At 63.8% G+C, this 19730-nt stretch carries 19 protein-coding genes; 6 read left to right on the top strand and 13 right to left on the bottom strand.

Annotated features, from left to right (window positions below; translation table 11 throughout):
- Position 1: 1 nt before the first annotated feature.
- The 4 genes from pstA to G522_RS26755 form a co-directional block, all read right to left on the bottom strand.
- Positions 2-1339 carry a phosphate ABC transporter permease PstA gene (pstA, locus tag G522_RS0113360; RefSeq protein WP_026791480.1) on the bottom strand — a complete coding sequence of 446 codons (1338 nt, stop codon included), beginning with the start codon at positions 1337-1339 and terminating at the stop codon, positions 2-4.
- A complete protein-coding gene (gene pstC, locus G522_RS0113365; RefSeq protein ID WP_026791481.1) occupies positions 1336-2793 on the bottom strand; it encodes a phosphate ABC transporter permease subunit PstC in 1458 nt (485 codons plus the stop codon). The genes pstA and pstC overlap by 4 nt, the downstream gene beginning before the upstream one ends.
- Positions 2794-2879: 86 nt before the next feature.
- Positions 2880-3914: a substrate-binding domain-containing protein gene (locus G522_RS0113370; RefSeq protein ID WP_026791482.1), complete on the bottom strand. Its 1035-nt coding sequence runs from the start codon at positions 3912-3914 to the stop codon at positions 2880-2882.
- A 163-nt stretch (positions 3915-4077) separates the two neighbouring features.
- Positions 4078-5460, bottom strand: coding sequence for an ATP-binding protein (locus G522_RS26755; RefSeq protein WP_051228606.1), 1383 nt, complete (start codon positions 5458-5460; stop codon positions 4078-4080).
- A 126-nt stretch (positions 5461-5586) separates the two neighbouring features.
- Between G522_RS26755 and ppk2 the strand changes: the two genes are divergently transcribed.
- The gene (gene ppk2, locus G522_RS0113380; RefSeq protein WP_245586653.1) at positions 5587-6573 is read left to right on the top strand and encodes a polyphosphate kinase 2; all 987 of its coding nucleotides are present in this window, start codon (positions 5587-5589) and stop codon (positions 6571-6573) included.
- Positions 6574-6668: 95 nt separating this feature from the next.
- Here ppk2 and G522_RS0113385 read toward each other — a convergent pair whose 3' ends face one another.
- A complete protein-coding gene (locus tag G522_RS0113385; protein ID WP_026791484.1) occupies positions 6669-8042 on the bottom strand; it encodes a glutamine synthetase family protein in 1374 nt (457 codons plus the stop codon).
- A gap of 167 nt (positions 8043-8209) precedes the next feature.
- Here G522_RS0113385 and G522_RS26760 point away from each other — a divergent pair, with 167 nt between their 5' ends.
- On the top strand, positions 8210-9379 hold the full coding sequence (locus G522_RS26760) for an alpha/beta hydrolase (RefSeq protein WP_036839248.1): 1170 nt from the start codon (positions 8210-8212) through the stop codon (positions 9377-9379).
- A 14-nt stretch (positions 9380-9393) separates the two neighbouring features.
- Here G522_RS26760 and G522_RS0113395 read toward each other — a convergent pair whose 3' ends face one another.
- Genes G522_RS0113395 through G522_RS0113410 form a run of 4 tightly spaced genes read right to left on the bottom strand, consistent with a single transcriptional unit; the run spans position 9394 to position 12116 of the window.
- Positions 9394-9747 carry a helix-turn-helix domain-containing protein gene (locus G522_RS0113395; RefSeq protein ID WP_026791485.1) on the bottom strand — a complete coding sequence of 118 codons (354 nt, stop codon included), beginning with the start codon at positions 9745-9747 and terminating at the stop codon, positions 9394-9396.
- Between the two features lies 1 nt (position 9748).
- Entirely contained in the window at positions 9749-10309 is a 561-nt protein-coding gene (locus G522_RS30050; protein ID WP_026791486.1) for a Smr/MutS family protein, read from the bottom strand.
- 3 nt (positions 10310-10312) lie between these two features.
- Entirely contained in the window at positions 10313-11407 is a 1095-nt protein-coding gene (gene mltA / locus G522_RS0113405; protein ID WP_026791487.1) for a murein transglycosylase A, read from the bottom strand.
- 7 nt (positions 11408-11414) lie between these two features.
- Complete coding sequence (locus tag G522_RS0113410) at positions 11415-12116, bottom strand: Tim44/TimA family putative adaptor protein (protein WP_026791488.1); 702 nt, start codon at positions 12114-12116, stop codon at positions 11415-11417.
- A 242-nt stretch (positions 12117-12358) separates the two neighbouring features.
- Between G522_RS0113410 and G522_RS26765 the strand changes: the two genes are divergently transcribed.
- Together G522_RS26765 and secB are read left to right on the top strand one after the other, a co-directional pair.
- Positions 12359-12865: an FxsA family protein gene (locus tag G522_RS26765; protein ID WP_051228608.1), complete on the top strand. Its 507-nt coding sequence runs from the start codon at positions 12359-12361 to the stop codon at positions 12863-12865.
- 131 nt (positions 12866-12996) lie between these two features.
- The gene (gene secB / locus G522_RS0113420; RefSeq protein ID WP_026791489.1) at positions 12997-13485 is read left to right on the top strand and encodes a protein-export chaperone SecB; all 489 of its coding nucleotides are present in this window, start codon (positions 12997-12999) and stop codon (positions 13483-13485) included.
- A 61-nt stretch (positions 13486-13546) separates the two neighbouring features.
- On the opposite strand, the gene G522_RS0113425 is transcribed toward secB, so the two are convergent.
- Entirely contained in the window at positions 13547-14317 is a 771-nt protein-coding gene (locus tag G522_RS0113425; protein ID WP_026791490.1) for a carbon-nitrogen hydrolase family protein, read from the bottom strand.
- A 198-nt stretch (positions 14318-14515) separates the two neighbouring features.
- On the opposite strand from G522_RS0113425, the gene G522_RS0113430 reads away from it, so the two are divergent.
- Positions 14516-15844: an NAD(P)/FAD-dependent oxidoreductase gene (locus G522_RS0113430; protein ID WP_026791491.1), complete on the top strand. Its 1329-nt coding sequence runs from the start codon at positions 14516-14518 to the stop codon at positions 15842-15844.
- A gap of 8 nt (positions 15845-15852) precedes the next feature.
- Here G522_RS0113430 and hemW read toward each other — a convergent pair whose 3' ends face one another.
- The 3 genes from hemW to rph are packed head-to-tail and all read right to left on the bottom strand — an operon-like array spanning position 15853 to position 18459.
- Complete coding sequence (gene hemW, locus G522_RS0113435) at positions 15853-17055, bottom strand: radical SAM family heme chaperone HemW (RefSeq protein ID WP_051228625.1); 1203 nt, start codon at positions 17053-17055, stop codon at positions 15853-15855.
- Between the two features lie 4 nt (positions 17056-17059).
- The gene (locus G522_RS0113440; protein WP_026791493.1) at positions 17060-17725 is read right to left on the bottom strand and encodes a non-canonical purine NTP pyrophosphatase; all 666 of its coding nucleotides are present in this window, start codon (positions 17723-17725) and stop codon (positions 17060-17062) included.
- 11 nt (positions 17726-17736) lie between these two features.
- Positions 17737-18459 carry a ribonuclease PH gene (rph, locus tag G522_RS0113445; protein WP_026791494.1) on the bottom strand — a complete coding sequence of 241 codons (723 nt, stop codon included), beginning with the start codon at positions 18457-18459 and terminating at the stop codon, positions 17737-17739.
- Positions 18460-18793: 334 nt separating this feature from the next.
- Between rph and G522_RS26770 the strand changes: the two genes are divergently transcribed.
- The gene (locus G522_RS26770; protein WP_156886932.1) at positions 18794-19729 is read left to right on the top strand and encodes a class I SAM-dependent methyltransferase; all 936 of its coding nucleotides are present in this window, start codon (positions 18794-18796) and stop codon (positions 19727-19729) included.
- Position 19730: the final 1 nt, after the last annotated feature.

Genomic DNA, 19730 nt, shown 5'->3' on the forward strand with positions numbered 1-19730 from the left:
GTTACCAGCGGCGCTCAAAGGCACGGCGGAGAATGATGGCGATACTGTTCATGGCGAGCAGGAAGACGAGCAGGATGATGATCGCCGCCGAGGTACGCTCGGTGAACGCCCGCTCTGGCTCGGTCGCCCACATGTAGATCTGGGTGGGCAGCGCCGTTGCCGGATCGAAAGGCGTCGCCGGATATTCGACGATGAAGGCCTTCATGCCGATCATCAGAAGAGGTGCGGTTTCACCGAGCGCATGGGCGAGACCGATGATGGTGCCCGTCAGCACGCCCGGCATGGCCAGCGGCAGCACGTGATGGAAAACGGTCTGCATCTTCGAGGCGCCGATGCCGAGACCGGCCTCGCGGATCGATGGCGGCACTGCTTTTAGCGCGGCCCGCGTGGTGATGATGATGGTCGGCAAAGTGGTGAGTGTCAGCACCAACCCGCCGACAAGGCTCGCCGAACGCGGCAGGTGGGCAAAGTTGATGAACACCGCAAGACCGAGAAGGCCGTAGACGATTGATGGCACGGCCGCCAAATTGTTGATGTTGACCTCGATCAGGTCGGTCCAACGATTCTTGGGAGCGAATTCCTCAAGATAGATCGATCCCGCGACGCCGAGCGGCAGCGAAAGCACCAGCACCACCAGCATCATGTAGAGCGAGCCGACGAGCGCCACCCCGACGCCGGCCATCTCCGGGCGCGTCGAGGCACCGTTGGTGAACAGACCGGTGTTGAAAGCCAGATGCAGGGAACCTTCCTGTTTCAGCTTATCGATGAGAACAATATGCTTGTCCTTGATAAGGCGCTGGCTTTCGGGAACATCGGCTCGGATTGTACCCTTGATGAAGGCGTCGACATCGCCGGTGGCGTAGAAATCGACGGTTCTCTTCGTGCCGATCAGCGACGGATCGTTGGCGATCATCGACCTCAGCATCGGCGCCGACCCCTTGGACAGAAGGTCGAGCGCATCGTAAAGGCCGTCCTCGTCGTTGGGATCGATTTCCAGGGTCTTCTGAAGCGATGCCGCGATCAAATCGTCGAAGCGGAAGGCATTGCCCGACATGACGGCGGCAGCCGAACGATCGCCATCAGGCGCGACGATGGCTGGGTCGAAATCCACCATCATCGTAATGCGCGTCTGCAGGAACGCCGTGTAGCCCTTGCTGACGATCGAGCCGAACAGCACGAGGAGGAAGCAGATGGCGATGGTAACCGCTGCCAGGCCGTAGGCACGGAAGCGGCGTTCTGCAGCATAGCGGCGGCGGAGGCCGATATCGGCCTTGGAAAGGGCCCGGACTTCAGGGTTGCCGAGCCGCGAAGCGGGGAGGCGGGACGCGGTTTCGGTCATTCATACTGCTCCCGATACTTACGGACGATGGTCAGCGCCAGAACGTTGAGGCCGAGCGTGATGACGAACAGTGTGATGCCCAGAGCGAAGGCGACCAGAGTCTGGGGACTGGTGAACTCGAGGTCACCGGTCAGCTGATTGACGATCTTCACGGTGATGGTGGTCATTTCCGCGAAGGGATTGAGCGACGCGTTGGCCGCGACACCGGCAGCCAGCACGACGATCATCGTCTCGCCGATGGCACGCGACATGGCGAGCAGAACCGCGCCGACCACGCCCGGCAGCGCTGCCGGCAGGATAACCTGACGCATCGTCTCCGAGCGCGTGGCACCAAGCGCCAGCGAACCATCACGGAGCGAGCGGGGAACGGCAGTAAAGATGTCATCCGAGAGCGAGGAGACATAGGGGATGATCATGATGCCCATCACCAGACCGGCGGTGATCACATTGTTGCCGGAGTTACCCAGGCCGAGCGGCACGGCGACGAAATCGCGGACAAGCGGACCGACGGTGGTCAGAGCAAAGAATCCGTAGACGATGGTCGGAATGCCGGCCAGGATTTCGATCAGCGGCTTGGCCACAGAACGCACCCGGGAGGTCGCGTATTCTGCCATGTAGACGGCGGAGAAAAGACCAATCGGCACCGCCACTAGCATGGCAAAGAAGGAAATGTAGATCGTGCCCCAGAACAGCGGCAGGAAGCCGAACTGACCGCTCTCCGACGAACCGGCCGCTGCAAAGCGCGGATCCCATACGGTGCCGAAATAAAAGCTGATCGGCGACACCATCGAGAAGAATTGCAGGGCTTGGAACAGCAAGCTGAGAACAATGCCGATGGTGGTGAGGATGGCCACCGAAGAGGCCCCGATCAGCAACGCTAGAATGGTGTTCTCGACGAGATTGCGAGCCCTGAGCCTCGGCTTGATCCGCACGAAGGCGAAAATCAGCCCAAAGGCGAGAGCCGCGACAACGGCGATATCGACCGCAGTATCGAGACCATCGGCGACGAGGTTAAGCGCGCTGGCCGCGATCAGCTGATAAGGCTTGACGTCCTCACCGAGCGGCAACCCATGGCGAGCGAACACCGAACGCGCCGTCACGACGCCGATCCGAATATTCTCGAGCTCCTCGGCACTTGCGAGCTTCAGACCCGCCGCCACCTGTTCCACGCCGGAAACTTCAAGCGACAGCTGGGTGGGATTGGCGAGTACCTGCTCGGGCAGATTGGCGCGCACCGTGTGCTCGACCAGAAGCGGCTTGGCGATGGAGAGAGCGACGAGGATGAGAAGCGCCGGCAGGGCCGTCCAGATCAGGACATAGGCGCCGTAGTAGCCCGGCCGGGCCGCAAGCGTGCTGCGGCCTTTTCCCGAAAGGACGACTGATTTCCAGTGTCCCAGTACGAAGCCGAAAAAGGAAAGACCCGCGATTAGCGCGAGTAGCCAGAGCGGACCCATGCGGCCTCCGATATTTGCCACCCGTCGTGGCGGCAGAAGAGGGAAGGGCCTCCGGTCAGAGGCCCTTCCTGTCGTCAATCACTCGATCAAAGGGTCTTGCCGGCCTGGAAGTCGGCGAGCACCTTCTGACGCTCGGCCTTCGGCGCCGGCACGAGGCCCTTGGCGACGGCCGGCGAACGCGGACCGATCATCTGGTCGGCGAGGAAGAACTCGACATAGTCCTTGAGGCCCGGAACGACGCCGAGGTGCGCCTTCTTCACGTAGAAGAACAGCGGACGCGACACCGGATAATCGCCCTTGGCGATGGTGTCGACCGTCGGGGCAATGCCGGAGACGGTGCCGACCTTCAGCTTGTCCTTGTTGTTCTGGTAGAAATCGAGGCCGAACACGCCGATGCCGGTCTTGTTCGAGTCGATGCGAGCGAGCGTCTCGTTATACTCGCCGTCGATGTCGACAGCCTTGCCGTCCTTGCGAACCTTGACGCAGGCCTTCTCAGCGTCGGCCTTGGCGAGACCGGAGGCAACGAAGGCGTCATAGGCCTTGCTGTCCTTGCAGCCGGCGAGCAGCAGCTTCTGCTCGAACACTTCGCGCGTACCGTGCTTTTCGCCCGGGATGTAGGCGGCAATTTCCCAATCGGGGAAGCCGGCCTTGACGTCGGACCACTTGGCGTTGGGATTGTCGACGAGCTGGCCGTCCTTCAGCACCTTGGCGCCGATGGCATTGAACCAGTCGGCCGGCACGAAGGCGAAGTCCGGACCCTTGATGTCGGAGGCGAAGACGATGCCATCGTAGCCGATGCGGATTTCCTGCACCTCGGTCACGCCGGCCGCCTTGCAAGCGTCGAGTTCTTCGGCCTTGATCGGGCGGGAAGCGTCGGCGATATCGATGGTGTCATCGCCAACGCCCTTGCAGAACTCCTTGAGGCCGGCACCAGTGCCGCCGCCCTCGACGATCGGAGCCTTGAAGTTCGGGTTGGCTTCACCAAAAGCCTCGGCGACGATGGTCGCATAGGGCAGAACGGTGGAGGAGCCGGCGATGTGAATCTGCTCGGCAGCGAAGGCGGCCGTACCGGTCACGGAAAGGCCGAGCACGAAGGCGCTGGCGGCGGTGGAGAATTTCACGGGAGCACTCCTAACTTTAGGATCGTGACGGTCGGAGCTCTTGAAGCCCGCTGGCTGTCTCTTACCCGTCACAGCCGCGGACCCTAGCGGCCTGACGCTACCCTTCTATGACGGATTGCCCACAAAATTATGACAGTATAATATATTGATATTAAAATAGAAATTATGCCTGCAAGCGTTCGGAGGTCGCGACTTCCGCCTCCTTTGTCACATCGGCGTTCGTGAGAGACGGACGGCGGGGTAGCCAGACGTTGACGGTGGTACCAACGCCCACTTCCGACCGGATGATAAGGCGCCCCTGGTGACGGTTGACGATATGCTTGACGATGGCGAGCCCAAGGCCGGTTCCGCGCTGCTCGCGACTCCGCGCCGCATCGACGCGATAGAAGCGCTCGGTCAGGCGCGGCAGATGTTCGGCCGCAATGCCGGGACCGTCGTCGATCACGCTGATCCGGAAGCCCTGGCGTCCATCGTCACCGACCTCATCGGTGAGACTGAGCGTGATATGGCCGCCGTCGCGGCCGTATTTCACGGCATTCTCAATGAGATTGGCAAATACCTGCGTCAGTTCGTCCCGATCACCGGCGATGGAGGCCATCGGAAGATCTTCCCCCATCGCGACGACCGCCTGCCGCGTCGCGGCGACGGGCGTCAGCATATCGACGACGGCCGGCAGTATCTCCGCGAGATCGACGGCTTCGGTCGGGCGAACATGCGCCTTCATTTCGAGCCGGGAGAGCGACATCAGATCATCAATCAACCGGCTCATGCGCCTAGCCTGCTCAAGCATGATGGTCAGGAAGCGCTCGCGATTGGCCTCATCTCGCCGGGCCGGCCCCAGCAGCGTTTCGATGAACCCGGTGAGCGAGGCGAGCGGCGTCCTGAGTTCATGACTGGCATTGGCGATGAAATCGGTCCGCATGCGGTCAAGCCGAATGGCCTCGCTCTCGTCACGAAAGCGCAGCAGCACAAAATCCGGCCGCCGCCGCGGTTCGGGGCGTGGCAAACGCAAGGGCGAGCAACGTGCGACAAAGTGCCGTTCGCTGGCGCCGCGCTCCACAAAGCGCACCGGTGGTAGGCTTTCGCCATTTCCGGCGCGCTGGACTGCGTCAAGGATTTCCGGGATACGCAACCGAAAGGCAAGCGGATCCCCCATCCGTGCCGGGCCGAATTCGGCGGCAGCGGCAGCATTCTGATAACGTAGCGTACCCTCGGCGTCGGTAATGAAGGCCGGTTCCTCCATGCCGTCGAGCAACAGCTTCATGCCGGTATCCGGCCAGCGTTTGGCAGGAAGCCGATCGGCCGTTTTAGGCGTCGCAATCTTTCCGCCGGTCGGTAGGGCAAAGAAGACGGCGGCGGCGGTGGCGAGGAACCCCAACAGCGCCACGGCCGGTGAAAGATCCGCGGCAAACAACATGACCGCCCAGAAGATGGCCGTGGCAACGAAGACCGTTTGCAGGCGTCCCTCGGCGATCGCTTCGCCCAGGCGTCCCCTTGCCTCCCGCAACGTGTCGTTGTTTTCCGGTCTGTCCGGCGTCGGGCTCATTGTGTTCATCTGTCCTTAAGCGAAGACGCAGATTCTGTCATATTGATAAACGTCTTTTATGACGCTTGTAGCGCGGTTCGCCGCGCCTGCACCGACCGCAGGCAAGCGGATTCTGGGGGAAAGCCGATGGGAAAGAAAGACAAATCGACGAACGACATGACGCGTCGCTTCGTGTCGAGCGTCGAGCTGATTGCCGCCCGCGAAGGTGCCGCCGTGTTGGCGACACAGGCGCCTGATGCGCCGCCGATCACCCTCGGCAAGCTCACTTTCGATCTCGATAATCCTTATCTCCCGGAGGAGATCGAGATGGAGGCTCTCGGCTCCGGTGGCTACCCCTACAAGGAGAGCCTCAAGGACAAGGCTTATCTCGAAGAGTTGCGGGTCCTGCAGATCGAACTGGTGAAGTTGCAGAAGTGGGCCAACGACACCGGTCAGCGCATCGTCTTGCTGCTGGAAGGGCGTGATGCCGCCGGCAAGGGCGGCACCATCGCCACCTTCCTGGAATACATGAACCCGCGCTCAGCCCGCCACGTGGCGTTGACCAAACCGTCAGACGTCGAACGGGGCCAGTGGTATTTCCAGCGCTACGCCAAGGAGTTGCCAACCCGCGGCGAAATCGTCTTCTTTGACCGGTCCTGGTACAACCGAGCCGTCGTCGAGCCGGTGATGGGTTTCTGCACCCCCGAAGAGGCGACGCTCTTCCTTGAGGAAGTGCCGCATTTCGAGCGTATGCTGATCCACGACGGCATCGTGCTGATCAAGATCTGGCTCGACATCGGCCGTGAGATGCAGCTGAAGCGCTTCCATGACCGCCGTCACGATCCCCTGCGCATCTGGAAGCTGTCGCCGGTCGATCTCAAGGCGCTCGCCATGTGGGATGAATATACCGCTGCCCGCGATCGCATGCTGAAAGCCAGCCATTCCGATCTCAGCCCTTGGGTCGTGGTTCGCTCCAACGACAAGAAGCGGGCTCGCCTCAACGCGATCCGCTACCTCTTGTCGCAGATCGACTATGATCGCAAGAATCTGGCGGCTATCGGCGAGATTGACGACAAGATCCTCGGCAAGGGCCCGAAGTTTCTGAAGGTCAAGGACGACAAAAAGAAGGACTGAGGTGGCCTTGCGTCAGGCTGCCCAAAGCCGCGCTACCCATCACGCAAGAATTCTCGGCTGCCGATGAAGCCGAGAATTCTCCAAGGCGAGCGGCATCAAGCCAGCCTCAGATACCAGTGAATGTCGCGGTCGCTGATCTCCGCGAAGAAGCGGTCGCATTCCGCTTCCTTGATGGTGAGGTAGATGTCGGTGAAGCGCGCGCCGAGCCGTCGCTTCAGGAAATCGGAAGCCCGCGCCGCCCTGAGGGCTTCCGGCCAGAAACGCGGTAGCGACGGTGCCACTTGCGCGTAACCATTGCCGACGATCGGCTCCGATGGCTCGCGTTTTCCCTCGATCCCCTCCAGCATACCGGCAATAACCGTGGCGAGCGCGATATACGGATTGGCATCGGCGCCGGCAACGCGTTGCTCAAGATGCCGCGTCTGTGGCGGACCGCCGGTGACTCGGATGGGGACCGAGCGATTGTCGACCGACCAGGCCGGGCCGAGCGGCGCGTAGGAGTTTGGCTTGAAACGCCTGAAGCTGTTGGCGTTGGGCGCAAAGATCGCCATGCTCTCGGCCATGGTGGCCTCAAGGCCGGCAATGGCGTGGCGGAGAAGCGCGTTGCCTTCGGGCTCGCTACCGGCGAACAGGTTATTGCCCGCTTCATCGCAGAGACTGACGTGGAAGTGGGCACCGGAGCCGGCAAACTCGGCATAAGGCTTGGCCATGAAGGTGGCGACAAAGCCGTGGCGTTCGGCAACCGCCTTGACGAGACGCTTCCAGACAATGGCATCATCAGCGGCGCGAAGAGCGTCGTCGCGGTGTTCCAGCACGATCTCGAACTGGCCGGGCGAGTATTCCGAAATCAGCGTCCGGGCCGGCAGACCCGCTGCGTCGGCAGCGGCATACACGGCCTCCAGGAAGCCGGAAAAATCTGAGAGATCCTGCACGAGATAGGCCTGAAGATCGACCTGACGGAAGCCATTGGGCGCCATGGGCGGCGTTAGCCTGCCCTCGGCTGCCGCTCGGCCATCGAGGAGATAGAACTCCAGCTCGACGGCGGCGACTGGCCGCAAGCCGAGAGCTAGAGCCGCCTCGACGACGCGGACGAGCGCATGGCGTGGGTCGCTGGCCGAACCCGATCCGTCGCCCTCGAAGGACGTCATGATGAATTGGGCAGTTGGCGTCTGTCGCCAGGATGAACGAACGAGTGTGCCGGCAACCGGCCGGCACATGCGGTCCGCGTCGCCTTGCTCCCAGAGGAGACCTGTCTCCTCAACGTCGGCCCCCTTGATATCAAGCGACAATACCGAGCAGGGCAGCGGTCTTCCGACGCGGTAGGCACCGAGGAGCTCGGACCGGCGCAGCAGCTTGCCTCGCTGCACCCCCGAGCAATCGGTCAGAAAACACTCGAACTGGACGACGTCGGGATTGGCGGCGAGGAAGGCCTCGGCCTCCGCGACATCGGCGATCTTGACGGCGAACATAGATAACGGTCCCGGCATGTCGGCGCCCGGTACGAACCCTAGGCGGTGGAATGGAAATCCTCGCTGTCATGACATTTTGCGCCTGCCGTTGTCCAGCGAAGCTAGCTTGGGGTTGGCCTCGGTACTCTCGCTCGGATAGAAGAGACTGTCATCTTTGCCAGGTCGCCATGCGTTTCCGTTTTATCCTTGTCCCGGTCGTCGTCTTTCTCGCCGCCTGTGCCGGGTCCCGTCCCGATGGCGGCGCGCTGGAAGTGACGGCAGTGACGGCGCCGGGAGCCACCGAGCACGAGCTATTGGTGGCCGCCACGCGCGAACGAGTAAAGACGGGGCCGGCGATGTTCAACGGCGAGCGGACAAGCGGGCTCGACTTTGCCGATCTATCGATTTCGGTGCCGCCAAGCCATCATTCCGGCGACATCGAGTGGCCGTCGCCGCTGCCCGGCGATCCGAAGACGGAGTTCGTGGCGCGCTCCCTCGCCTATATCGATGGTGCCGAAGCCTTCAAGAAGCGCCTTACCCAAAGAGTAGCCGCGTTGCCAAAGGGACGGCGTTCGGTGGCGGTGATCGTCCACGGCTTCAACAATGATTTCGACGAGGCGGTTTTCCGCTCCACGCAGATCGTCCACGACACCGGCTTTGACGGTGTGCCGGTGCTGTTCACCTGGGCATCGCGCGGCTCGGTGTTCGATTACGTTTACGATCGCGACAGTGCCACCATCGCCCGTGATGGTCTGGAAGAATTGCTGCGGGTCGCCTCCGAGAGCGGCGTCGAAGACCTCTATGTGTTTGCCCATTCCATGGGAACCTGGGCGACGATCGAAGCGTTGCGCCAGGCCAAGATCGGGGGACATGGCGATTTCAACGGCAAGCTCCGCACGGTGGTGCTGGCCGCCCCCGATATCGACGTCGATGTTTTCAAGTCGGAAATGCGGGTGATTGGTCGGCCGAAATATCCCTTTGTGCTGTTTTCATCCTCCGATGATCAGGCGCTTTGGATGTCCGGTCTGATCGCCGGCGAAAAGCCGCGCCTCGGCGCCTATACCGAAGATGTCAAAGCGATCGCCGACCTCGGCGTCATCGTGATCGATCTCTCCGCTACCGAAGCCAACGATTCGCTCGCCCACAACAAGTTCGCCGTCGTGTTGCCCGACTTCGTGAACCGGCTCGGCGACCGCCTGAAACACGGCGATCGGCTGGCAGCCGCGCACGGTAGCCTTTCGGAGACGGCTCGCGGATTGACCGGATCGTTTGGCAGCCTGGTCGGGAATACGGCCGGTGCGGTGGTAACCCTGCCCGCCTATCTGCTGACGCTGCCGGCCCGGGCGGCGGCGCGCTGATTACCTGGCGCGTGTCAGCGCTTGCCGACGAGGTCGATCAGCCGGTCGAGTGTTCCGTCGTCAAAGCTGCGAATACGTTCGGCAAGACGATTGGCAAGCTCGGTAGCCTTGGGTGACAGCCCCTCGGTGTCGATGACGATACGCGGGTGCGACAGGTCGGCCAGCCGCTCGAGCTCCTCGGCCTCGTCCCAGATGATGTTGAGATGGCCGATGATCCGCTGCAGGAGATCCCAGGTTGGACGGCCGCGTCGACCGTGCTCCAGCGCCGACAGATAGGCCGGCGAAACGCCGATCGCCGCTGCCATCGACTTCAGCGTCATGCCACGCGCCTCGCGGATCTCTCGCAAACGAGCGCCGAACGGGGTCATGCTACTTCCTCTTGCGGATGCGTATATAGAGCGCTCCGCTCCCGCCATGCACCGGTCCGGCATCCTCATAGCCGAGCACGACGCGCCGAAATTCCGGCAGGCTCAGCCAAAGTGGCACGACACGCTTCAGCACGCCACGCTCATGATCGTGCAGGCTTTGGAAATCGCCTCCCAGTCGTCCCTTGCCGGTAATGACCAAGACCACTTTCCAACCCATGCTCTGCGCATGGGACAGAAAGCCCGACAGCCGGGCATGCGCTTCGTCCTGCCGGTAGCCGTGTAGATCCAGCCGTCCGTCGATGGCCGTGCGGCCGCGATTGACCGCCTGGCGCTCGCGTTTGCCGAAGGGATGCAGCTTGGGCAGGGCAGGCTTGGTGGCCTGAGAGGGCACAACAGCCGGCGGCAGATGAACGAGAGGCCGCTCTGGCTCGGGCTCGGCGGCGGCAATTGCCGCTGGAGGCGCCACCATCTTTTCCGGACGAAGCGGCGTGACGCTTTTCCGCACCGCCCGCCAGAGTTCTTCCTCCTCGGGGGCGAGTGGCCGGCCTTTGCGGCGGGACATCGGTCAGTCCTCCCGCGGCACGAGCAGGGTGAAGCGGGCGGGATCGCGGACCCGCGCGGCCAGCGCGAAGGCAGCGTCCCCCGAGCCGAAGAAGATGTCGCCACGCGCCGGTCCGACAATGGCCGAGCCGGTATCCTGGGCTACCATCAGATGGTTGAAGGGGCCGGCCGTGAGATCGGCTTCGACGAACACCGGGGCATGGAAGGTGATGAGCGATCGATCGACGGCAAGCGATCGTCCGGGCGTCAGCGGAACGCCGGCCGCCGCAATCGGTCCAAGGGCGGGGTCATTCACCGGCGCTTCGCGGAAGAAGATGTAGGAGCGGTTGCGGGCGAGCGCCGCCCGCCGTTCCTGCGGGGCGAGGCCTTCCAGCCAGGCTCGAAGCGCGTCAGCCGTGGCTTCCGCCGGGCTGGTTACGACGCCGCGTTCGACCATCAGACGCGCCACCGAATAATAAGGGTGGCCGCTTTTGGCCGCGAAGGTAACCCGCATCAGCCGGCCATCCGGCAGTTGGAGCCGGGCCGCACCCTGCACGTGAATGAAAAAGGCCTCGACCTGGCTCTTCACATAAGCGATCGGCCGCGCCCGTCCATCGAGGGCGCCGGCCATGATCGCGCCCCGTTCGGGACAAGCGGCGAGGCGTCCCTGCCCGTCTTCAAAAGCCCAGGTCAACGCCGGATCGAGGTTGCGTCGGTCGTCATGGTCGCGGATCTCGCGCAGGCCATCGGGCGGCGCGAGGAGGGGCACCGGGAAGGCGAGCGATGGCTGAAGGCGTGCCTCCACCTCCGGCTCGAAAAAGCCGGTGACGAAACCCGTCCCGGAAACCGGCTCGATGCGGAACGGCCTGAAATGCGCTTCGAAGAAGGCACGGGCGGCAGCGGGGACGACATTGTCGCCAAGCGCGACTGCCAGTTTTCCCTGGCGGGCCAGAGCTGCGCCATCCGGCCCGAGCGTTTTGGAAGTCGGAATTTTCTCGATGAGCCGAGCTGCCGAATGACGAAAGGCTGCAAAGGCGGCAGCGTGATCGTCCTCGGCCCATCCCGGAAGGTCAGTGAAGGCGATTGGAACAAGGTGGGCGGAAGGAAGGGAGTCGGCCAAGATGCTGTCAGCCCCCGGCATCCGTGGCGACCAGTTTCCAGTTGGGATCCGATGACCTGACTTCGCGGGCGAATGTCCAGACGTCGGTCACCTCGGCCACTTTCTGGGGATCCCCCTCGACCACCGAACCATCGCGGCCGCGGGTTACCGAGATCAGCTGCGAGGAAAAGCGCACCGTCACCTGTGCCATCACACCCTCGATCCCGGCGTCGACCACATCCGCCTTGTCGATGCCGACGAAGGTGAAGTCTATTTTCTCGCCGCGCCCCTCGCGCTCGGCGATCACGCCGGAAAAGCCATCGAAGACTTCGCGCGACAACAGTGGCTTCAGGGTCGCCCGGTCGCCGGCAGCAAAAGCCGAGACGATCATTTCATAAGCGGCGCGGGCGCCGCCCATGAAGCCGTCGAAGTCGAAGTTGCGGTCGGCCGAGGCGACCGCTTTGAGACCGGTGTTGGCATTGCCGGCAGGGACCGCCTCGTCGATGCGGGCGAGAGCCGCCTCGCGCGGATCGATCCGGCCTTCGCGTGGCAGGGTCACCACGTTGTCACCGGCCGGTGGCGGTTCGATTTCCGCCTTGCGGCCGGCGAACGGATCGAACGGTGGCTTCTCGTTGCCGGTGCGGGTGCCGAGGACGCTTCGGAGACGCCAGAAAATGACAACGGCGATCACGAGGAAGATGAGGCTGGTGAGATCGAGGAAGGCGTTCATCCGAGCATCGTTTCCCTCAGTTGGCGCCACCAGGGCGGTGGCATCTCGTATTGGTCGTCTGCCTATGTAGGCGACCACGGCGGCAAGGGAAAGACGGACAAGCGGCGAATCTGGAGTGATTTCGCTGCCACGGCCGCCGCTTGCCCCCGCCGGCGCTGCGACCATATGGGGGCGATGGCTACCTTGCGCCCGGCTGGCCGGCCGGCGCATCATGCCAAACACGCCATCGAACCGGAACCGCCATGCGCCTTTCGCCCTACCTGCCCTTTCTTCTCATCGCTTGGCCGATTGCCGAGATCGCGACTCTCATCTGGGTTGGAGGCCATCTCGGCGTCATCAATACGGTTGGCCTTGTGTTGCTCGCAGCTTTCGGCGGTCTGGCGTTGTTCCGCTACATCGGCTTTGGCCTGCTGCGTCGGGTGCAGACCGAACTTTCCGCCGGTCGTATGCCGACCGGCACCCTGCTGGAAGGCCTGATCGTCCTGATCGCCGGTGTGTTGCTGATTCTGCCGGGCTTTCTGTCCGACGTGCTCGCCCTCCTTCTGCTGTTCGCTCCGGTACGGCGGCTGATCATTGCGGCGATTGCCGCGCGCCTCACCGTATCGACCGCTTCGTCCGGCAGGCGTCCGTCCACAGATGGTGTCGTCGACCTCGATGACGATGAATGGGAACGGCGAAACGACGGCGATTCCCCATGGTCGGATCGGCGGCCGATCCTTCCGCCCGACCGCGACGGCGATCGGTCTTGATCTCACTCGCCAAGCCTGATAGCGCTCGGACCCGCGGAAAAATCGGGAAACGGCCTGTGTTGCCGGTTCCACCAAAACATAGGGTCACCCTTGCGGGCGGTGTCGCCCCGGCTGGCCGGAGGAGTTCGAGAATGAGTTCGGTTCAGCCCGAGAATGGCGCCGCTGAAGCCCAGCCGTCGATGAGCGTCGTCGCCCAGTATGTCAAGGATCTGTCCTTCGAAAACCCGAAGGCGCCTGACAGCTTGCGGGCTCGTGAAGCTTCGCCGCAGATTTCCATTGGCGTCAACGTCAACTCGCGCCAGCGTAGCCAGAGCGAGTATGAGATCGATCTGCACCTCGAAGCCAAGGCGGCGATCGGCGAGGAAGTGTTCTTCAACGTCGAGCTGACCTACGGTGGTCTCGTCACCGTGCAGAACGTGCCGGCCCAGCATCTGCACCCCTTCGTCAACATCGAAGGCCCGCGCCTGCTGTTCCCCTTCGCGCGCCAGATCATCGCTGACGCCGTCATCCGCGGCGGCTTCCCGCCGCTGTTGATCGATCCGATCGATTTCGTCGCTCTTTATCAGCAGTATCTCGCCCGCCTGCAGCAGATGCAGCAGCAGCAGGGCGCCGCCAACTGAGGCGGACGCTTCGACAGGTAGCAACGGCGCGTCTCTGCAAGGAGGCGCGCCGTTTGTCTTTTCAGGCCTTGAGATCGGAAAGATAGGTGTTCTCGGCGCGAGAGCGGGCATAGGCTTCCGGCGCGATTTCCGCGAAAAGCAACGCCTCGCTCCGGTCGTGGGGCGCGGCGAGAATGGCGCCGTTGGGCGCAGCGATGCGGGAAAGACCCGCATAGGCAAAGTCACCGTTCCAGCCGCAGTTGTCGACATAGGCCACGAAGATCTGGTTTTCGAAGGCGCGCACCGCAATCATATGGGCCGCGATGAAGTCAGCCGACCCGCCAACCGGCAAGGCCGTCGGGACCAGCACCGCGTCGGCGCCCGCCTGAGCGAGGCGGCGGACATTCTCGGGAAATTCCACGTCGTAGCAGATGAGGAGGCCGAGGCTCAGTCCCTGATGGCGGACGAGCACGACCGACGGTGGCGCTGCGCGGAACCAGCGCTTCTCGTAGGGGCCATAGAGGTGGCTCTTGCGATAGACCGCCCGGCTGTCGCCGGAAACGAAGAGAGCGCTGTTGTAGATTGCGTCGCCATCGCGTTCGGCAAAGCCGGTGACAATACCCAGGGAGTGGCGGTGAGCGATCGCCGCGACAGCATCGACAAGCGGACCATCGGCCCGCTCCGCGAGCAGCGGCAGGTCGGGGCCGGCGCCATAGCCGACGAGGCAAAGCTCCGGCGTCACCAGAAGATGAGCGCCTTTTGCCGCGGCGTCCGAGGCCGCCCGATCCAGCCGGTCGAGGTTGGCAGCGACGTCGGACGGGCGGGACTGCATCTGCAAGGCAGCGAGAAGCATCGGCGGCTCCACAATGATGTGCCCGCGAGGCATACAGGCCAGAGGCCCCTCGCTCAAGCGGCCCCCGTCGTGTAGCAAAAAATGCCCCAATTATAGGCGCGCTTCGGAAGCTGACGGACTGGATCGGCTGAAGTTTTGGCTTAAAACGATAGCCACGCAGCCGGAAGAAGAGCCGGCGTCTTCCGGGGAGTTTGTGAGATGGGTCCGCAGGTCGATCCCGTTGCGTCCGATATTGCCATGCCAGCGGAAGCCGATGTCGTCATTATCGGCGGCGGTATCATTGGCACCAGTTCGGCGCTTTATCTGGCCGAGCGGGGCCTCAAGGTGGTGCTGCTCGAAAAGGGCCATGTTGGCGGTGAACAGTCGAGCCGCAATTGGGGCTGGGTTCGTCAGGCCGATCGCGATCCCCGAGAGTTCGACCTCATCCGTGAAGCGTTGCGCCTCTGGCGAGAGATGGGCGCTCATGGCGTTGGCAACACCGGGTTCCGGGAAACCGGTATCTTCTTCGCGGCCCGCAAGTCAGGCGATGTCGACGGCTACCGCGCTTGGGTCAAGGCAGCGGCCGATCACGGCATCGGCGCCGAAGTGATCGAGGGTGACGCGGTTCGAGCCGTCATGAAGGACGATCTCTCGCCGCCGCCGGCTGGTCTCTGGTGCCCCAGCGACGGCTGCGCCGAACCGCAGAAGGCGGCGCCGGCCATTGCGCTTGCCGCCCGGGCCAAGGGCGCCGTCATCGTCACCGACTGTGCGGTGCGCGGCCTCGAAACGGCTGTCGGCGAAATCGTGTCGGTGGTTACCGAGCGCGGCGCCATCAAGACGAAGCGCGTGGTGCTGGCCGCCGGTGCCTGGTCACGCCGTTTCCTGAAGGATCTGGGCGTCACGTTGCCACAGCTCAAGATGCGTTCGACGGTGTCGCGCACCAATCCAGTGTCCGGCGGTCCCGATGCCGGCATCTGGGACGATGTCATCGGTATCCGCAAACGCGCCGACGGCGGTCTCACGGTGGCAAACGGCGTTGCCAATGTCGCCGATCTCACACCCGACCATGTCCGCTTTACGCTGGACTTCCTGCCGGCGCTCTTGGCCGACTGGCAACACGTATCGCTTTCTTTCGGTTCACGTTTCTTCCGTGAGATCGACGACTGGCCGACAAAGCCGCTCGACAAGACGTCTCCTTACGAGAGGACGCGTGTCCTCGATCCGAAGCCGGATGTCCGCTTCCTGCGTCGGACCATGACCGAGCTGAAGCGGCGCTTTCCATCCTTCCAGGACACGCGCATCGTCCAGGCCTGGGCCGGCTACATCGACGTGACGCCGGACGTGGTTCCGGTGATCTCGGAGGTGGATAGCCTTTCCGGCCTCGTCGTTGCCACCGGCTTCTCCGGCCACGGCTTCGGCATCGGGCCTGGCGCGGGCTGGCTGGTGGCCGATCTCGTTACGGGAACGACGCCCTTTGTCGACCCGACGCATTTCCGCCTGTCGCGTTTCTCCGACGGATCGAAGCCGAAACCGGCATCAAGGCTCTGAACTCAGCTTCAGGCGGCGAGATCGGCAACCACGGCGTCGAGCACGAAGGCACCAGCTGGCGTGGTGCGGATGCGGCCATCGGGCAGCACCTCCACCATGCCGTGAGTGACGAGGTCGGAAATTCGCGCCGGATCGAAACGTCGGCCGGAGAGCCGCTGGTAGCGGGCGGCGTCGATGCCTTCGACCAGGCGAAGGCCCATCAGCAGCATTTCGTCGCCGGCCGTCTCGCCGAAGATTTCCTCGGTTTCGATCACGCCGTTGCCAGTCTCGCCTACCCGCTTCATCCAGGCTTCGGGATTGCGCTCGGCAATGGTGGCCAGGCGACCGCGATCGTCGCCATTGACGATACGGCCGTGGGCGCCCGGTCCAAGGCCGATATATTCGCCATAGCGCCAGTAGAGCAGGTTGTGCCGGCTCTCGCCGCCTGGTGTTGCGTGGTTGGAGATCTCATAGGCCAGCAGACCGGCCGCACCAGCAATAGTCTGCGTCAGCTCGTAGAGATCGGCAGCGGCGTCGGCATCGGGCACCACCAGCTTGCCGGCAGCGTAGAGCTTCTCGAAGGCGGTGTCCGGTTCGATGGTGAGCTGGTAGAGCGACAGATGATCGGCGGCAAAGCCTATGGCCCGTCGCAGCTCGGCCTCCCAGGCTTCCAGGCTCTGATCGGGACGGGCATAGATGAGATCGAAGGACAGGCGCGGAAACGTTTCGCGGGCCAGCTCGAGCGCCCGGAGCGCCTCATCGACGTTATGCAGCCGGCCGAGGAATTTGAGATCGGCATCGTTCAGCGCCTGCACGCCGAGCGACAGGCGATTGACGCCAGCCGCCCGATAGCCGCGGAAGCGTTCGGCTTCCACCGACGACGGGTTGGCTTCCAGCGTGATTTCGGCATCGGCCGACACCTGCCAATGATGGCCGATCAGATCGAGAAGGCGACCAACGCTCTCCGGCTTCATCAGCGACGGCGTGCCGCCGCCCAGGAACACCGACGTCACCGTGCGGTTCGGAGTCAGGCGGGCATGGGCGGCAATCTCCTGCTCCATGGCCGTGAGATAGCCGGCCTCGTCGATGCCCTTGGGACGGACGTGGCTGTTGAAGTCGCAATAGGGACACTTGCGGGCACAGAAGGGCCAATGGATGTAGACGCCGAAACCGATGTCCGGCGTGCCTTCAGCCGTTGCTTCCACGCCCGAAAGAAGATCCCGCTCGTTCATCGGCTCACCCACGCGGTCCGAAACCAATCGGGAAAGCACCCTCGACCAGCAGCTTCAGCGACCGAGAACGGTGTGACAGCGGCCCCGGTGCGCCCCAGATCGAGCCATGCTTTTCAGCCTCGGTCATTTCGCCGAAGGTCCTGGTTTCGCCGTCCGGCATGAAAACGGGATCATAGCCATGGCCGAAATCGCCCGAGCGCGGCGGCCAGACCAGCGTACCGTCGCGCTGGCCGAGATATTCCTGGGTGTGTCCGTCCGGCCAGGCAAGGCAGAGAAGCGATACGAAGGTTCCCCGTCGTTTGTCTGGCGTCGTCGCGCCGGCCTTGTAGAGCTCTTCCTCGACGAGGCGCATGGCCATCGACCAGTCGCGGTTCGGACCCGCCCAGTCGGCGGTGTAGACGCCCGGGCGCCCGTCGAGAGCTTCGACGCACAGGCCGGAATCATCGGCAAGCGCCACCTCGCCAGCCGCGCGAGCGGCGGCCAGCGCCTTGATACGAGCGTTTTCGACGAAGGTCTGGCCGTCTTCGACCGGCACCGGCAGGCCGAGATCGCCGGCCGAGACGAGCTCGATGGAAAGACCGCCCAGCAGGAAATAGAATTCCCGGAGCTTGCCATTGTTATGGGTCGCGACGATGAGACGCTTGCCGTCGATGCGGCGCTGTTCGGTCATATCAAGCCCTTTCAGGACGCGATGGCCGCTTTCTGCAGCTCGATCAGCTTGGCAATACCGCCCTTGGCGAGGCCAAGCAGCTGCTGCAGCTCGGCTTCCGAGAACGGAGCGCCTTCGGCGGTACCCTGGATCTCGACGAGGCCGCCGGAGCCGGTGATCACGAAATTGGCGTCGGTCTCGGCCGAGGAATCCTCGATATAGTCGAGATCGAGCACCGGCACACCATCGGAAATGCCGCAGGAGATGGCGGCGACATGGTCGCGCAGCACCTTGGCGTTGGCGGGCACCAGATTACGCCGGCGCATCCACTCGATGGCATCGTAGAGCGCCACAAAGGCGCCGGTGATCGAGGCGGTGCGGGTGCCGCCATCGGCCTGGATGACGTCGCAGTCGATGACGATCTGCCGCTCGCCGAGGGCGATCAGGTCGACGACGGCGCGCAACGAGCGGCCGATCAGCCGCTGGATTTCCTGGGTGCGGCCCGATTGCTTGCCGGCCGCCGCCTCGCGCTTCATGCGCTCGCCGGTGGCGCGCGGCAGCATGCCGTATTCGGCGGTCACCCAGCCCTTGCCGCCACCCCTCAGCCACGGTGGCACCTTCTCGTCGACCGAGGCGGTGACGAGAACGTGGGTGTCGCCGAATTTCACCAGGCACGAGCCTTCGGCGTGGCGCGACACGCCCCGCTCCAGGCTGACGGGACGCAACTCGTCGGGAGCACGACGGGACGGGCGCATGACTTCTCCATAAATCTCGGATGCCGGGCGGCAGCCCAGCAGAGTGCGCCCTTGTAGCCCTGTCGGGGAAGTCCCGTAAAGGGTGGCGATCAACGAACAGGCGGGAAAGCGCGCTTCAATCCGAGCGGGGGGCGTGTATAAGGGGCCAAAGACCCCTTCTTGCCGGACCTTCACCTTGGCCAAGCTGCCCTCCCCCCCGAAGCCCGCTTTTCGCGCAGGCCGCCCTTCTGCCCGTAAACCTGAGAGATCTGGCGAGACGGGCAAGGCAGAAGCGCGCTCTCACGAACCTCGCGGCCCGGCCCGTCCGTCGGGGGCTGCCACGCTCAAGCGGCCGATGCCGGCTGTGCTCGGTCCGCGTGTGGCGAGCGAAGAGGTGGGAACGCTGCTGGTTACCGAAGGGTGGGACGACTATCGCCTGCTCGACATGGGCGAGGGCGAAAAGCTCGAGCGCTATGGCGCGCTGACCGTCATCCGGCCGGAGCCGCAGGCCATGGGACCGCGTCGGTTGGCGCCATCCGTCTGGGCGGCGGCCGGCGCCGCCTTCACCGGTGATGTCGAGGAAGATGGTCCGGGCCGCTGGCGGACGGAGCCCGGCATCGGCACGGCCTGGGAAATGCGGGTGATGGACCTGCCCGTGGTCTGTCAGCTGACCTCCTTCCGTCATGTCGGCATCTTCGCCGAGCAGATCGCTCACTGGACCTGGATGGCCGAACGCCTCAAGACTCATCGCGGCCCGGAAAAGCCGAAGCTGCTCAATCTCTTCGGCTACACCGGCATCGCCTCGCTGATCGCCGCCCAGGCTGGCGCCGAGGTGACGCATGTCGATGCGTCCAAGAAGTCGGTGGCCTGGGGCCGGGAAAACCAGGCGCTGGCCGGTCTCGACGCCGCGCCGATCCGCTGGATCGTCGATGATGCCGTCAAGTTTGCCGAACGCGAGGTGCGGCGCGGCAAACGCTATGACGGTATCCTGCTCGATCCGCCCCGCTTCGGCCGTGGTCCGGACGGCGAGGTGTGGTCGCTGGAAGCCGACCTGCCCTATCTTCTCGACCTGACGCGTCAGATCCTGGCCCCGGGACCGGCCTTCGCCGTGCTGACGGCCTACGCCATCCGGGCCTCTTTCCTGTCCATCCACGAGATCACTGCCGATCTTCTCGGCCATCGCCCCGGCACGATTGCTTCGGGCGAGCTCGCCGTGCGGGAGACCGGCGATCCCACAAGGCCGGGACGGTTGCTCGCCACCTCGATGTTTTCACGTTTTCTCGGAGCCTGAG

This window comes from Pleomorphomonas oryzae DSM 16300 (genome assembly GCF_000422965.1).
Taxonomy (GTDB): domain Bacteria; phylum Pseudomonadota; class Alphaproteobacteria; order Rhizobiales; family Pleomorphomonadaceae; genus Pleomorphomonas; species Pleomorphomonas oryzae.

Coding starts and splice junctions, on each gene's coding strand:
- pstA (WP_026791480.1), bottom strand. CDS start 1,339: ATGACCGAAACCGCGTCCCGCCTCCCCGCTTCGCGGCTCGGCAACCCT.
- pstC (WP_026791481.1), bottom strand. CDS start 2,793: ATGGGTCCGCTCTGGCTACTCGCGCTAATCGCGGGTCTTTCCTTTTTC.
- G522_RS26755 (WP_051228606.1), bottom strand. CDS start 5,460: ATGAGCCCGACGCCGGACAGACCGGAAAACAACGACACGTTGCGGGAG.
- ppk2 (WP_245586653.1), top strand. CDS start 5,587: ATGGGAAAGAAAGACAAATCGACGAACGACATGACGCGTCGCTTCGTG.
- G522_RS0113385 (WP_026791484.1), bottom strand. CDS start 8,042: ATGTTCGCCGTCAAGATCGCCGATGTCGCGGAGGCCGAGGCCTTCCTC.
- G522_RS26760 (WP_036839248.1), top strand. CDS start 8,210: ATGCGTTTCCGTTTTATCCTTGTCCCGGTCGTCGTCTTTCTCGCCGCC.
- G522_RS0113395 (WP_026791485.1), bottom strand. CDS start 9,747: ATGACCCCGTTCGGCGCTCGTTTGCGAGAGATCCGCGAGGCGCGTGGC.
- G522_RS30050 (WP_026791486.1), bottom strand. CDS start 10,309: ATGTCCCGCCGCAAAGGCCGGCCACTCGCCCCCGAGGAGGAAGAACTC.
- G522_RS0113410 (WP_026791488.1), bottom strand. CDS start 12,116: ATGAACGCCTTCCTCGATCTCACCAGCCTCATCTTCCTCGTGATCGCC.
- G522_RS26765 (WP_051228608.1), top strand. CDS start 12,359: ATGCGCCTTTCGCCCTACCTGCCCTTTCTTCTCATCGCTTGGCCGATT.
- secB (WP_026791489.1), top strand. CDS start 12,997: ATGAGTTCGGTTCAGCCCGAGAATGGCGCCGCTGAAGCCCAGCCGTCG.
- G522_RS0113425 (WP_026791490.1), bottom strand. CDS start 14,317: ATGCTTCTCGCTGCCTTGCAGATGCAGTCCCGCCCGTCCGACGTCGCT.
- G522_RS0113430 (WP_026791491.1), top strand. CDS start 14,516: ATGGGTCCGCAGGTCGATCCCGTTGCGTCCGATATTGCCATGCCAGCG.
- hemW (WP_051228625.1), bottom strand. CDS start 17,055: ATGAACGAGCGGGATCTTCTTTCGGGCGTGGAAGCAACGGCTGAAGGC.
- G522_RS0113440 (WP_026791493.1), bottom strand. CDS start 17,725: ATGACCGAACAGCGCCGCATCGACGGCAAGCGTCTCATCGTCGCGACC.
- rph (WP_026791494.1), bottom strand. CDS start 18,459: ATGCGCCCGTCCCGTCGTGCTCCCGACGAGTTGCGTCCCGTCAGCCTG.
- G522_RS26770 (WP_156886932.1), top strand. CDS start 18,794: ATGCCGGCTGTGCTCGGTCCGCGTGTGGCGAGCGAAGAGGTGGGAACG.